The organism is Streptomyces sp. NPDC005070 (assembly GCF_053600395.1).
Map to the genome: position 1 here is coordinate 25466 of NZ_JBSFZS010000006.1, position 12691 is coordinate 38156.

Consider the following 12691-nt stretch of genomic DNA (forward strand, 5'->3'; position numbering starts at 1 on the left):
CGGTCGTACGGGCGACGGGGCGGCTCGGCGCGTTCCGGGCCGGAGGTGGTCAGCCGACCGCCTTCTTCACGAACTCCGTGGTGTACGTCTTGCTCAGGTCCACGTCGGCGTTCTTGATGTTCGGGTTGAACGCCTTGAGGACCTTCTCCACGGTCTCGGGACCGTTCTCGGGCATCACGCCGTCCACGGTGAACATCGGCAGCGTGCTCTCGATCGCCCCGGCGTACAGCGTCTGGTTGCCCTGGGAGTAGTCGGCGGGCATCTTGGCGGCGATCTCGGAGGCGCTGTGAGCGGACATCCACCGAAGGGTCTTCACGAAGGCGTTGGCCAGCTTCTGGACCGTCTCCTTGTGACCGTTGACCCAGTCCGTCTGCATGTACAGACTTGACGACGGGTACGGCCCGCCGAGCGCCTTCTGCGAGCCCTCGGGTGTGCGCATGTCGATGAGGACCTTACCGAGGTTCTTCTCCAGGACCGTGGCGACGGTGGGGTCCGTCGTCATGCCGCCGTCGATGGCGCCCTGCTGGAGGGCGGAGACGAACGTCGGTCCGGCGCCGACGGCGACCGGGGTGAACTCGCTGACCTTCACGCCGTTCTTGACGGCGAGGTACTTCGTCAGGAAGTCGGTCGAGGAACCCAGTCCGGTGACACCGAGCTTCCTGCCCTTGAAGTCCTTGGGTGACGTGATGTCGCCCGCACGCTTGTCGGAGACGATCTCGACCTCACCCGGAGCGTGCGAGAACTGCACGACGGACTCGACGGCCTTGCCCTTGGTCTGCAGATCGAGAGTGTGGTCGTAGAAGCCCACGGCTCCCTGCACCTGTCCCGAGACGAGGGCGGTCTCGGCCTGGACACCGGCCGGCTCGCTGAGGAGCTCGACGTCCAGACCGGCGTCCTCGAAGTAGCCGAGCCGCTGGGTGAGCATCGCCGGCAGGTAGATGACCTTGTCCAGCCCACCGACCATGATCTTGACGTGCTCCCCCTTGCCGCCACCCCCGCCGCCGGAGCCGGCGGTGGTGCCGGCCGCGTCATTGGCGCAGGCGGTGAGCGAGGAGAGAGCGAGCAGACCGGCGGCTGCCAGCGCGGAGTATCTGGCGGTCTTACGCATGGTGGTTCACGTCCTTGTGAGTGGAGGGGAAGCCGCGCCTACGTACGGCGGGATCGTGCGTACGGGCGGACCCGTGGGTGCGAGAGGGAGAGGTCGAGGAAGAGGCCTTGAGGGCGCGGGGGTCAGCGGTCGGATTCCGACGGCTTCCAGCGGAAGATGCGGCGTTCGCCGAATGTCAGCAGTCCTTCGGCGAGCAGGGCGACGACGGCGAGGATGACCATCGCCGCGTACACCCCTGCCGCGTTGAAAGTGCCCTGCGACTGCGCGACGAGCAGGCCGATGCCCTTGGTGGCGCCGATGTACTCGCCGACGATCGCGCCGATGAGGGCGAACCCGAAACTGACATGAAGACTCGTGAAGATCCACGAGGTGGCGGACGGTATGACGACCTGCAGCGTCACCCTGCGGTCGCTCGCGCCGAGGATCCGGGCGTTGGCCACCAGGTTCCGGTCGACCTCCCGGGCGCCCTGGAAGGCGTTGAAGAACACCGGGAAGAAGACGAGCACCACGGCCGAGGCGACCTTGGACGCCGGTCCGAGCCCGAACCAGATCACGAAGATCGGTGCGAGGACGATCCTCGGTATGGAGTTGAGCACCTTGATGTATGGACCAAGGATGTCTGCGAGCAAGGTGACGCGCCCCAGCGCGATACCGAAGAGCACGCCGGCGACGACACCGATGACCCAGCCGAGCAGCGCCTCGTGAAGCGTGTACCAGATCTGTTCGCCGAGCGGACCGAGCGCGGTTCCGTGCATCACCCAGGTCTGGATCTGCTCCCAGATCTTCGACGGCATGGAGAAGTTGAAGGGGTCGATGACCTTGGCTCGCGAGAGCACCTCCCACAGGCCGAGCACGGCGACCAGGAGTAGCACCCGGGCGGCTGCCACCACGACCTTGCGTCTGCGGGCGGCACGGGCGCGGGAGTGCGCGCGGCCCGGAGTCTTGGCCGTGTCGACGACCGGAGCGCTGAGAACCTCAGGCGACATGGGCGGCGCCCCTTTCGCGGGTGATGCGGACCTCTTCGCCGAGGGACTCCCAGATCTCGCGGTAGATCTCGATGAACCGCGGCTCCAGGCGCACCGATTCGACCTTGCGCGGCCGTGGCAGATCGATGTCGAAGACCTGCTTCACGGTGGCGGGCCCCGCGGTCATCACGACGACCCTGTCGGCGAGCGCGATCGACTCCTCCAGGTCGTGGGTGACGAAGACGACCGAGGCGCCCGTGCCCTCCCACAGTTCGAGCAGTTCGTCGGACATCAGCGCCCTGGTCTGTACGTCGAGCGCGGAGAAGGGCTCGTCCATCAGCAGGATCTCGGGGTCGTTGACGAAGGTGGCGGCGAGGGCGACACGCTTGCGCTGACCACCGGAGAGCTGGTGCGGATACCGGTCCTCGAAGGCCGCGAGCCCGACCCTGGCGAGCCATTCCCGGGCCCGTGCCTTCGCCTCGGCCTTGGGCACGCCGCGGAACCGGGGTCCGGCCATCACGTTGGACAGCACGGTGCGCCAGGGGAAGGTGGCGTCCTGCTGGAAGACGAAGCCGACCTTGTCCCCGACGCCGACGACGGGCTCCCCGGCGACCAGGACATCGCCCTCGGTGGGCTCCTCGAGACCGCTGACCAGGGTCAGCGTGGTGGACTTCCCGCAGCCGGTCGGTCCGACGACGGCCACGAACTCGCCCCGGCCGACGGTCAGGTCCAGCTCCCTGACGGCCGTGTGCAAACCCCCCGACGGGGTCTTGAAGATCTTGCTCGCGCCCCGCAGCTCGATGGCGGGGCCGGTGTCTGTGCTCATGGCCCGGGACCGTAGATGTGGGGCGGGCACACCATCAGTCTTCTGGGCGCAAGTCGTTCTTCTGCTCGCAAGGGGCTGTTGTGCTCATTTTGCTCGCGCTACAACAGCGGAGCCGAAACACGGGCGCAACACACGCCCAGGCCTTGAGAGAAAGAGGCCCGATGATTGACGTCCTGGTCGTGGACGACGATTTCCGCGTCGCCGAGATCAACGCGAAGTACGTGAGCAAGGTTCCCGGATTCCGGGTGGCCGCCCGCGCGCACAGTGCTGCCCAGGCTCTGGCCGCGATCGAGCGCACTCCCGTCGATCTGGTGCTGCTCGACCACTATCTGCCCGACCGGACGGGACTCGAACTCGTCCACCGGATGCGGGAGAACGGTCACGGCACCGACGTCATCATGATCACCGCGGCAGCCGATGTCGCCACCGTACGGGCGGCGATGCGTCTGGGTGCCCTGCACTACCTGATCAAACCGTTCACGTTCACCGCCCTGCGCACACGCCTCGACTCCTACGCCGCCCTGCGCCGTACCGTCGACCGGGTGGGCGCCAACAGTGTGACGGGCCAGGAACAGGTCGACCGGATCTTCGGGGCCTTGCGCACCGCCCCCACGCCGTCCTCCCCCGGGCTCCCCAGCGGTCACTCGGAACCGACCACGGACCTGATCTGCGATGTGCTGCACCAGGCGAACCAGCCGCTGTCGGCCCACGAGGTGGCTTCCGAGACCGGTCTGAGCCGATCCACCGCCCAGCGCTATCTGCGGCACCTGGAACAAGCGGGACGGCTGCGCCTCTCCCTCAAGTACGGCGACACCGGACGACCGGAACACCGCTACGCCTGGGTGGCGCCCTGAGCCGGCACTCCTGCGGCAACGGACTGCCGGAGTCATGCCGCCTCAGGGCGGGCGTACTCGACCCTCGCGGCCGTCAGACGGCCCCGGCGCCCGTGAGCGCGCGGACCTCGATCTCGGCGTGCTTGGCCTCGTCCGGCGGTTCCGCCGAGGTGACGGTGCCGAGCCAGCCGGCGACGAAGCCCAAGGGGACGGAGACGAGGCCCGGGTTCTGCAGCGGGAAGTACTCGAAGTCCACACCTGGGAAGAGCGATTCGGGGCTGCCCGACACCACCGGCGACAGCAGCACGAGCAACAGCGCGGGCACCAGACCGCCGTATACGGCCCACACGGCACCGCGCGTCGTGAAGGACCGCCAGAACAGGGAGTACAGCAGCACCGGCAGGTTCGCCGAGGCGGCGACGGCGAAGGCGAGCCCGACAAGGAAGGCCACGTTGAGATCGCGGGCGAGGAGGCTCAGGGCGATGCTGATCACGCCGATGCCGACCGACGCGGCGCGCGCCACCGTCACCTCGCCGCGCGGCTTCGCGCGGCGGCGGCGCAGCGAGCCGTACAGGTCATGGGCCACGGCCGCCGAGGACGCGAGGGTGACTCCGGCGACGACCGCGAGAATGGTTGCGAAGGCGATGGCGGCGACGATCGCGAACAGGACTGTTCCGCCGGTGGAGTTGGCCCCGCCGCCCAGGTCCAGGGCCAGCAGCGGAACGGCGGTGTTGCCCGCGGCGTTCGATCCACGCACCGCCTCGGGACCGACTACGGCGGCCGCGCCGAAGCCCAGCACGATCGTCATCAGGTAGAAGCCGCCGATGAGTCCGATCGACCACAGCACCGAGCGCCGGGCGGCCCGCGCGGTCGGCACGGTGTAGAAGCGCGACAGGATGTGCGGCAACCCGGCGGTGCCGAGCACGAGCGCGAGCCCGAGGCTCATGAAGTCGAAGCGTGCCGTCCAGTCGCCGCCGTACTTCAGCCCGGGTGCGAGAAAGTCCTTGCCGTGGCCGCTGCGCCGCGCGGCCGCCCGCAGCAGTTCGTTGATGTCTCCGTGGAATCGCATCAGGACCAGCACGGTGAGAGCGATGGCCCCGCCGATCAGCAGAACCGCCTTGACGATCTGGATCCAGGTGGTCGCCCGCATCCCTCCCATCGACACGTAGATCACCATGAGCGCGCCGACACCGATCACCGTCCAGTTGCGCGCCGCGTCGCTCGTGCCGCCCAGCAGCAGCGAGACCAGGCTCCCCGCGCCCACCATCTGCGCCACCAAATACAGCACGGACACGACGACCGAGGACGTTCCGGCCGCGATCCGCACCGGCCGCTCGTCCATCCGGGCCGCGACGACGTCGGCGAGCGTGAACCGCCCGCAGTTGCGCACCAGTTCGGCGACGAAGAAGAGAACGACCAGCCAGGCCACCAGGAATCCCACGGCGTACAGCAGACCGTCGTAGCCGTACAGGGAGATGAGTCCCGTGACACCGAGGAAGGAAGCCGCCGACATGTAGTCCCCGGAGAGGGCAAAACCGTTCTCCATCGGCGAGAACAACCGCCCGCCCGCGTAGAACTCCTCGGCCGAACCGTGCCGGTTGCGACTCACCCATGTCGTGATCGCCAGCGTGACCGCGACGAACGCGCTGAACAGCAGGAGCGCCAAGGTCTGATGGTGGCCGCTCACCGCTCACCACTCCTGGCGTTCCGGGTCATCTCCTGGGTGTCCCAGCGCAGTTCGAGCGCGGCCCGGTCCCGGCGCAGCCGAGCGTGCCGCGCGTACGCCCAGGCGAGCAGGAACGTCGTGAGGAACTGCCCGAGTCCCGCGAGCAGTGCCACGTTCACCGCGCCGGCGACGGGACGCGCCATGAACCCCGGCGCGGTGGTCGCGGCCACCACATACCCCACGTACCAGGGGAAGAAGACGGCGACAGCCGGAATCACGAACCTGCGGTACCGGCCGCGCACCTCCTGGAAGGCGGCGCTGCGCTGCACCTCGATGTAGACGCGGGCGGCGTCGCCCGTACGTCCTTCGTTCCCCGAGCGGGCGGCCGGCACGGCGGGAGCGAGCGCACCCGTGCCGTCCAACTCGCCCCAGCCGGAAGCGAGCGCGTCGTACCAGGGGTCGTCGAACCGGACCTCCCCCGTGTCGCCGCCGTCGTGCTTGTCCACCGAACTCTCCTTGTCCGCGACCCGTTTCCGCCGCGTGCCCAAGGATGTGCAGATCGGAGAGCTCCCTGACCCCTGTCTCCGCGCTCTTCACCCCATCAGGTGACGTCATCCCGCGGGCGGCCGCACGAGACCTTTCCCATAGGCGTAACGGACTGCTTGGGCACGGTCCTTGAGACCGGCTTTGGCGAAGAGATTGTTGATGTGGGTCTTCACGGTGGCCGTGGACACATGGAGCCTGCGGGCGATCTCGTGGTTGCTGAGGCCCTCGGCGATCAGCAGGAGAACCTCCGTCTCGCGCGAGGTGAGGCCGTCCGGGGCCTCTGGGGGCGGGCCGGGCTCCGGTTTCGGGGCCGACAGCCGTTCCAGCAGCCGTCGCTGGATGCTCGGCGAGAGCCCCGCGTCCCCGGAGAGCACGCTCTGCACGGCCCGCACGATTTCGTCACCTCCCGCGTCCTTGGTCAGATAGCCCCGGGCCCCGGCACGCAGCGCGGGGAACAGCGACTCGTCGTCCGCGAACGTCGTGAGCACGACGACCTGGGTCCCGGGATACTCGGCACGGATGCGCCGGGTCGCCTCGACCCCGTCACAGCGAGGCATGCGCAGATCCATCAGCACGACGTCCGGCGCGAGTTCGGCCACCAGCTCCACCGCCTCGGCCCCGTCACCGGCCGCTCCGACGACCTCGATCCCGGGCAGCAGCCCCAGCAGCATCACGATGCCCTCGCGCACGACGGTCTGATCGTCCGCGACCACGACCCTCGCCGGTCCCATGCGCTCCTCCCGCTCGGTCATACGGGCACCTTCAACGTCACCACGAACCCCTCCTCGCCCGGTCCGGCATCCAGCGAGCCGCCGAGCAGCTCGGCGCGCTCCCGCATGCCCAGCAGACCGTACCCGGCTCCCGAACCGCTGAGGTCACCCGGTTTTCCACCCGAATCCCGTACATCCAGCGTCACTTCGTGCTCGCCGTAGTCCAGCCGGATGTGTACCGCGGCCCCCGGAGCGTGCTTGCGTACGTTCGTCAGCGCCTCCTGCGCGACTCGGCGCACCGCTTGGGAAGCCTCAGCCGGAAGCGGCTGACGCTCGCCGGTGACGGTGACACCGGCGCGGTCGGCGGCGGCCACGAGTTCGCCGAGGAAGTCCTCCAGCGGAGTCATCTCGCCCCGGAGCGCGGAGAGTGCCTGCCGGGTCTCCGAGAGCCCCTCGCGGGCCATTCCCCGTGCTGCCACGACCCGTTCGAGAATGACCTCCCGGTCCGCCCCTCTCTCGATGAGCAGTCGTGCCGCCTCCAGATGCACGAGCTGCGCCGACAGGCTGTGGGCCAGGACGTCGTGGATCTCCCTGGCTATCCGCGCTCGCTCCCCGAGGGCCGCCGACTCTGCCTCGGCCGCGCGAGCAGCGCGCTCCTGGGCCAGCAGTCGCTGCGCACCGGCCCGCGCTTCCGCGTCGAGGCGCAGCACGTATCCAGCGAGCGCCAGTCCCACAGTTGTGGCCGCGGTGGTCAGCCAGGCGTCGTCGTCGAACGCCGCGTAGACGCTCAGCGCGACCGCAGTGGCCGGCAGGGCCGCCACGAGGGGCAGCCGTTCGATGGCCGCGACGGCACACCCACACAGCAGGACGAGCGCCGGGACCCGGAAGCCCGCTTGGTGCCCCACGGACGCGACCGCCAGCAGCAGGGCGAGCAGCGCCAAGGACGGCAGCAGACGATGCTCCAGGGTGGTCCGCCAGAGGCCCCAGGCGAGGATCCCGCACACCACGATCCCCGCGATGCCCCCGGCGAGCGCCCAGCCGCCGAGCTCCGGGTTCGTCAGTGTCGTGGCGACGAGGGTGGCGAGGACGACAGCGCGCGTGACCAGGGCGAGCACACGGCGGGCCTTGTGCACGCCCACGCGTGCGAGTGCCTCACGAGAGGGCCAGCGCATCCAGGCGTTGTCCGTCACAGGCGCTCCTTCCGCAGGGCGCGGCCGACACCGTCACCGTGTACTTGGCCCTGTCCCTGGTTGTGTCCTTGGCTGTGTCCCGGGCTCTGTCCCGTCACCGCCGGCCGCAGGGACTGTGCCCGCCAGGTCAGCAGCCCGGAGCGGACCAGCAGGGTGGCCGCGAGGCCGAGCATCAGGGCCGAAGAGGTCTGGTGCACGCCGACCAGGGTCCCTATGCCGAACAGACCCAGTCGCAGACAGATACCGGCGGCCCAGACGGCTCCGCCGGCCTTGGTGCTTCTGCTCCACACGGCGCCGTCCGGCTCCGTCCATATCCGCGTCGTCCACGCCCATCCGGCTCCGATGGCCACCGCCGTCACCAGTTCCGTGCCGAGCAGGAGGGACGCCTCGATCTGGTGGTGCGGGTCGATCACGCCGGGCTCGCGCAGCGCCATGACGGCGAGAACGGCGGGCACGAGCCACCAGCGGCGGTCCGCGCCGATTCGGCGTGCGCTGAACTGGCGCGCGATCACCACTGCGGCGACCGCGAGGATCAGCGCAGCATTCATGAGCCCGGACATGCGCGGCCTCCGTGAGCGAGAAGTGGCTGTCCGCAGCGAGCGCTGCCGACCCCATCGACGCTACGGACCTCGCGGCCTCGGGAGATCGGCGCCGGGGTGGACCCTGGGTGGATTCCCCGGGCCCCCGACTCTCCACCCACGGGTGGACCCACCCCAGACGCCAAGCGCCCACCACGCGGCCGGAGCCCCGATGCCGGGGCCTAAGGCTTGTTTCGCCCCTCCGCCCCTACCCATCGCGTACCCGGCGCTCCGGCCCCGGATCCCGCTCCTCAAAGGCCGGAGGGGCTGAGAATTCCCGCACCAGCGGCCGGGGACGCACGGAAGGGGCCGTGCCGGTACATCACATGCCCGTCGCTCACGCCCGGATCCAGCAGCGGCTCCCTCTCGGACCCACGCCTGATCCAACGGCGACGGGCGGATGTACCGCACGGCCCCGACCCACCCACCGGACCGAACCCGGCCCCGGTGGCACCCCGGAGGGCTACGCGTCGATGCGCGACCGGTCCAGCGTCGCCGCCGAGCTGGAGATGAACTCCTTGCGCGGCGCCACGTCGTTCCCCATCAGCAGGTCGAACACCTGCTCGGACGCCTCCAGGTCGGAGATGTTGATCCGGCGCAGCGTCCGGAACCGCGGATCCATCGTCGTCTCGGCGAGCTGATCAGCGTCCATCTCACCGAGACCCTTGTACCGCTGGATCGAGTCCTTGTAGCGCACATTCTTGCGCTGCAGCTCCAGCACCGTCTCCCGCAGCTCACGGTCCGAGTACGTGTACACGTACTTGTCCTGCCCCTTCTTGGGCTGGCTGAGCTCGATCCGGTGCAGCGGCGGAACCGCAGCGAACACCCGGCCCGCCTCGACCATGGGCCGCATGTAACGCTGGAACAGCGTCAGCAGCAGGATCCGGATGTGCGCGCCGTCGACATCGGCGTCGACGAGAAGAATGATCTTGCCGTAGCGTGCGGCGTCGATGTCGAAGGTCCGCCCGGAGCCGGCCCCTATGACCTGGATGATCGCACCGCACTCGGCGTTCTTCAGCATGTCCGTGACGGACGCCTTCTGAACGTTGAGGATCTTTCCCCGGATCGGCAGCAGCGCCTGGAACTCGGAGTTCCGGGCCAGCTTCGCCGTACCCAGCGCGGAGTCGCCCTCGACGATGAAGAGCTCGCTGCGCTCGACGTCGTCACTGCGGCAGTCGGCGAGCTTGGCCGGCAGCGAGGAGGACTCCAGAGCCGTCTTGCGGCGCTGCGCGTCCTTGTGCTGACGGGCGGCGATCCTCGTGCGCGCGGCGGCGACCGCCTTCTCCATGACGACCCGAGCCTGCGCGGCCTCGTCCCGCTTGGTGGAGGTCAGGAACGCCTTGAATTCCTTGGTCACCACGTTCGTCACGATGCGGCGGGCGGCCGAGGTGCCGAGGACCTCCTTCGTCTGCCCCTCGAACTGCGGCTCGGCGAGACGCACGGTGACGACGGCCGTGAGACCCTCCAGCGCGTCGTCCTTGACGATGTCGTCCTCCGCGACGCGCAGCAGCTTCTTGGACCGCAGAACCTCGTTCATCGTCTTGGCGACGGCCTGCTCGTAGCCGGCGACGTGGGTGCCGCCCTTGGGCGTGGCGATGATGTTCACGAACGACTTCAGGGTCGTGTCGTAGCCGGTGCCCCAGCGCATAGCGACGTCGACGCCCAACTCACGGGTGACCTCGGTCGGCGTCATCTGGCCGTGCTCGTCGAGGACGGGAACGGTCTCCTTGAAGGTTCCCTGCCCGGAGAAGCGGAGGACGTCGCAGACCGGCTTGTCGGAGGCCAGGAACTCGCAGAACTCGCTGATTCCGCCATCGAAGCGGAAGGATTCCTCGCCCTTGCTGCCGCCTTCGCCGAGCCCGAACTCGTCACGGACGACGATGGTCAGGCCCGGCACCAGGAAGGCGGTCTGGCGGGCACGCTGGTGGAGGTGCTCCAGGGAGAGCCGGGCGTCCTTGAGGAAGATCTGGCGGTCCGCCCAGTAGCGCACGCGGGTGCCGGTGCGGGTCTTCGGGATCCGCTTGATCTTGCGCAGGCCGCCGCTCGCGCCGAAGGCGGCGTCCGGTCCGTCGGCCTTGAAGGCGCCCGGGGTGCCGCGTCGGAAGCTCACGGCGTGGGTCTGGCCGCTGCGGTCCACCTCGACGTCCAGGCGGGCGGAGAGCGCGTTCACGACCGAGGCGCCCACGCCATGCAGACCGCCGGAGGCCGCGTACGAGCCGCCGCCGAACTTGCCGCCGGCGTGCAGCTTGGTCATGACGACCTCGACGCCGGAGAGGCCGGTCTTGGGTTCCACGTCGACCGGGATGCCTCGGCCGTTGTCGCGCACCTCGACGGAGCCGTCGTCGTGCAGGATGACGTCGATGTGGTCGCAGTAGCCCCCGAGGGCCTCGTCCACGGAGTTGTCGATGATCTCCCAGAGGCAGTGCATCAGGCCGCGACTGTCCGTCGACCCGATATACATGCCCGGGCGCTTCCGCACTGCTTCGAGCCCTTCAAGGACGAGCAGGTGCCGCGCGGTGTAGTTGGAGCCGTCCCGGTCTGCTCCGGTCAGCAGCGCTGTGGACGGCACGGACGTATCGGCGGTCACGCGGTTCGCTCCTCGCTGAATTTCATGGGAGACCCTTTTGGGTAAGGGCCCGGCTTCGGTCGCCGCTCAGAGGGTACCGAGGCCTGGTAGAGCCGTTGTAGCACCACCCTCGCATGAACTCACCCTAGTCCAGGATCGTATGAGTGTTCGATCCCTCGATGGAGTGAAGTACATATCACGTTCCCTTCGAGGCATGAACCATTTAGGCTCCGGGCACGTCCTCATGAACAACCGGCAATCCAGCCGGGAGGACCGACACCTGACAGACAGCGCGAACCCGTACAGACACAAAGACACGCAATACGGCTCATTCGCCGCCACCCGGCAGCAGACAGCCGCTTCGAAAGAAAATTTCGAGGAAAAGCCGCGAGCGGGAACGTTTTCGGCCTGGTTGGATGTTGACCCTGGTACGACAGCTCGTCGAGCTAGAGAAGAGGCGACGTGACTACTGTTCTGACCCCCGCGAGCCCGCTGACGGCCGCTGACCGCTGCGACCGTTGCGGCGCCCAGGCATATCTGCGCGTCGTCCTCCTGAGCGGCGGAGAACTGCTCTTCTGCGCCCACCACGGTCGCAAGTTCGAGCCGGAACTCAAGAAGATCGCCGCTGAGATACAGGACGAGACGGAGCGGCTGACGTCCGTTCCCGAGAGCGTCAACGACGAAGAACGCTGACCTTCGCATCAACGACGAGCGGGTACCGGCGACAGGCCGGTGAGTGGGCGGTCACACCCTGGACACAGGGAGTGGCCGCCCACACTCGTATCGCAACGTCGAGAGCTCTCAGCGGCCCGCGTTCAACGCGTGGACGGCCTCTGAGACCCGCGTATAGACCCCGGGGCTCTCCGGGCGCCCACAGCCGCTCCCCCAGGACACCAGGCCGATGAGCCGGCCCTGGGCGACCAGCGGCCCGCCGCTGTCCCCCTGACAGGCGTCACGGCCGCCTGCGGGATCGCCGGCGCAGACCATGGACGCGGCGTCGTAGGTGCCGGACTCGTCGCCGGGATAGGCCCGCTCGCAGTCGGCGTCGGGAAGCACGTGCACATCCGCGGCGCGCAGGCTGTTCGCGTAGTCGCCGCCGCCCGTCAGATCACCCCAGCCATAGACGGTGGCGGCGGTCCCCGGCTCGTACGCCGGGTCGCCCGAGGGGGCCATACGGATCACGGAGGCGGCCGGCAGCGGCTCGGCGAGGGTCAGCACGCCGAAGTCCCCGGCGTTCGTATCACTGTCGTAGTGCGGGTTGACCCAGATGTCGCGCACGGAGATCTCCTTGCCGGCGTGGGACATCAGGTCGCCCCGGCCCGCGATCACCTTCAGATCGCGGTCGTCTTGCGGTGGCGCCCCCAGCACGTCGTCGCCGAGGCAGTGGGCCGCGGTCAGGACGGTGGTCGGACCGACAACCACTCCTCCGCAGAACTGTCCCGCGCGCGTACCCCCGAACCGGTCACGGCTGGACAGTGCGACCGTCCAGGGACTGTCGGAGATCTGGACCGGACGGCTTCCTATGACAACGCTGTCGGAGGACGCCAGGGCGGGGGTGGTCAGTGATATCACCGCTGTGGCGGCCGCAAGGGCCAGCGTCGGGGCGTAGGGACGGCGCATGCGCGCTCCTCACACTGGGAGGGTCGTGGAACACCCAGAGTGATCCAATGCGCGAACACACGCATTCCGCGCACACGGCGAGG

At 68.8% G+C, this 12691-nt stretch carries 12 protein-coding genes; 2 read left to right on the top strand and 10 right to left on the bottom strand.

The features are described from left to right. Window positions 1-49: 49 nt before the first annotated feature. From ACWEBX_RS03780 to ACWEBX_RS03790, 3 genes are all read right to left on the bottom strand, one after another. The gene (locus ACWEBX_RS03780; protein ID WP_451883286.1) at window positions 50-1108 is read right to left on the bottom strand and encodes an ABC transporter substrate-binding protein; all 1059 of its coding nucleotides are present in this window, start codon (window positions 1106-1108) and stop codon (window positions 50-52) included. A gap of 122 nt (window positions 1109-1230) precedes the next feature. Then, window positions 1231-2094 (bottom strand): ABC transporter permease, encoded by an 864-nt coding sequence (locus ACWEBX_RS03785; protein WP_451883287.1) that lies wholly within the window; start codon window positions 2092-2094, stop codon window positions 1231-1233. Further along, window positions 2084-2899 (bottom strand): ABC transporter ATP-binding protein, encoded by an 816-nt coding sequence (locus ACWEBX_RS03790; protein ID WP_451883288.1) that lies wholly within the window; start codon window positions 2897-2899, stop codon window positions 2084-2086. The genes ACWEBX_RS03785 and ACWEBX_RS03790 overlap by 11 nt, the downstream gene beginning before the upstream one ends. 161 nt (window positions 2900-3060) lie before the next feature. On the opposite strand from ACWEBX_RS03790, the gene ACWEBX_RS03795 reads away from it, so the two are divergent. Continuing rightward, complete coding sequence (locus tag ACWEBX_RS03795; RefSeq protein WP_451883289.1) at window positions 3061-3753, top strand: response regulator; 693 nt, start codon at window positions 3061-3063, stop codon at window positions 3751-3753. 73 nt (window positions 3754-3826) lie between these two features. On the opposite strand, the gene ACWEBX_RS03800 is transcribed toward ACWEBX_RS03795, so the two are convergent. The 6 genes from ACWEBX_RS03800 to ACWEBX_RS03825 form a co-directional block, all read right to left on the bottom strand. Further along, window positions 3827-5419, bottom strand: a complete 1593-nt coding sequence (locus ACWEBX_RS03800) for a solute symporter family protein (protein ID WP_451883290.1) — start codon at window positions 5417-5419, stop codon at window positions 3827-3829. Beyond that, on the bottom strand, window positions 5416-5904 hold the full coding sequence (locus ACWEBX_RS03805; RefSeq protein ID WP_451883291.1) for a DUF485 domain-containing protein: 489 nt from the start codon (window positions 5902-5904) through the stop codon (window positions 5416-5418). The genes ACWEBX_RS03800 and ACWEBX_RS03805 overlap by 4 nt, the downstream gene beginning before the upstream one ends. Before the next feature lie 105 nt (window positions 5905-6009). Further along, window positions 6010-6696, bottom strand: a complete 687-nt coding sequence (locus tag ACWEBX_RS03810; RefSeq protein WP_451883292.1) for a response regulator transcription factor — start codon at window positions 6694-6696, stop codon at window positions 6010-6012. Continuing rightward, on the bottom strand, window positions 6693-7844 hold the full coding sequence (locus tag ACWEBX_RS03815; protein ID WP_451883293.1) for a sensor histidine kinase: 1152 nt from the start codon (window positions 7842-7844) through the stop codon (window positions 6693-6695). Before ACWEBX_RS03815 ends, ACWEBX_RS03810 begins: the two co-directional genes overlap by 4 nt. Continuing rightward, complete coding sequence (locus ACWEBX_RS03820) at window positions 7841-8404, bottom strand: DUF1453 domain-containing protein (protein WP_451883294.1); 564 nt, start codon at window positions 8402-8404, stop codon at window positions 7841-7843. Before ACWEBX_RS03820 ends, ACWEBX_RS03815 begins: the two co-directional genes overlap by 4 nt. 481 nt (window positions 8405-8885) lie before the next feature. Further along, window positions 8886-11009, bottom strand: coding sequence for a DNA gyrase/topoisomerase IV subunit B (locus ACWEBX_RS03825; protein ID WP_451883295.1), 2124 nt, complete (start codon window positions 11007-11009; stop codon window positions 8886-8888). Window positions 11010-11450: 441 nt separating this feature from the next. Between ACWEBX_RS03825 and ACWEBX_RS03830 the strand changes: the two genes are divergently transcribed. Beyond that, entirely contained in the window at window positions 11451-11681 is a 231-nt protein-coding gene (locus ACWEBX_RS03830) for a DUF7455 domain-containing protein (RefSeq protein ID WP_121406526.1), read from the top strand. 108 nt (window positions 11682-11789) lie between these two features. Here the strand turns inward: ACWEBX_RS03830 and ACWEBX_RS03835 are convergent, their stop codons facing one another. Then, on the bottom strand, window positions 11790-12608 hold the full coding sequence (locus ACWEBX_RS03835) for a serine protease (RefSeq protein WP_451883296.1): 819 nt from the start codon (window positions 12606-12608) through the stop codon (window positions 11790-11792). Between the last annotated feature and the right edge of the window lie 83 nt (window positions 12609-12691).

Excerpts from the sequence above, each read along its gene's own strand:
- ACWEBX_RS03780 (WP_451883286.1), bottom strand. The coding sequence starts at position 1,108 with ATGCGTAAGACCGCCAGATACTCCGCGCTGGCAGCCGCCGGTCTGCTC.
- ACWEBX_RS03785 (WP_451883287.1), bottom strand. The coding sequence starts at position 2,094 with ATGTCGCCTGAGGTTCTCAGCGCTCCGGTCGTCGACACGGCCAAGACT.
- ACWEBX_RS03790 (WP_451883288.1), bottom strand. The coding sequence starts at position 2,899 with ATGAGCACAGACACCGGCCCCGCCATCGAGCTGCGGGGCGCGAGCAAG.
- ACWEBX_RS03795 (WP_451883289.1), top strand. The coding sequence starts at position 3,061 with ATGATTGACGTCCTGGTCGTGGACGACGATTTCCGCGTCGCCGAGATC.
- ACWEBX_RS03810 (WP_451883292.1), bottom strand. The coding sequence starts at position 6,696 with ATGACCGAGCGGGAGGAGCGCATGGGACCGGCGAGGGTCGTGGTCGCG.
- ACWEBX_RS03820 (WP_451883294.1), bottom strand. The coding sequence starts at position 8,404 with ATGTCCGGGCTCATGAATGCTGCGCTGATCCTCGCGGTCGCCGCAGTG.
- ACWEBX_RS03835 (WP_451883296.1), bottom strand. The coding sequence starts at position 12,608 with ATGCGCCGTCCCTACGCCCCGACGCTGGCCCTTGCGGCCGCCACAGCG.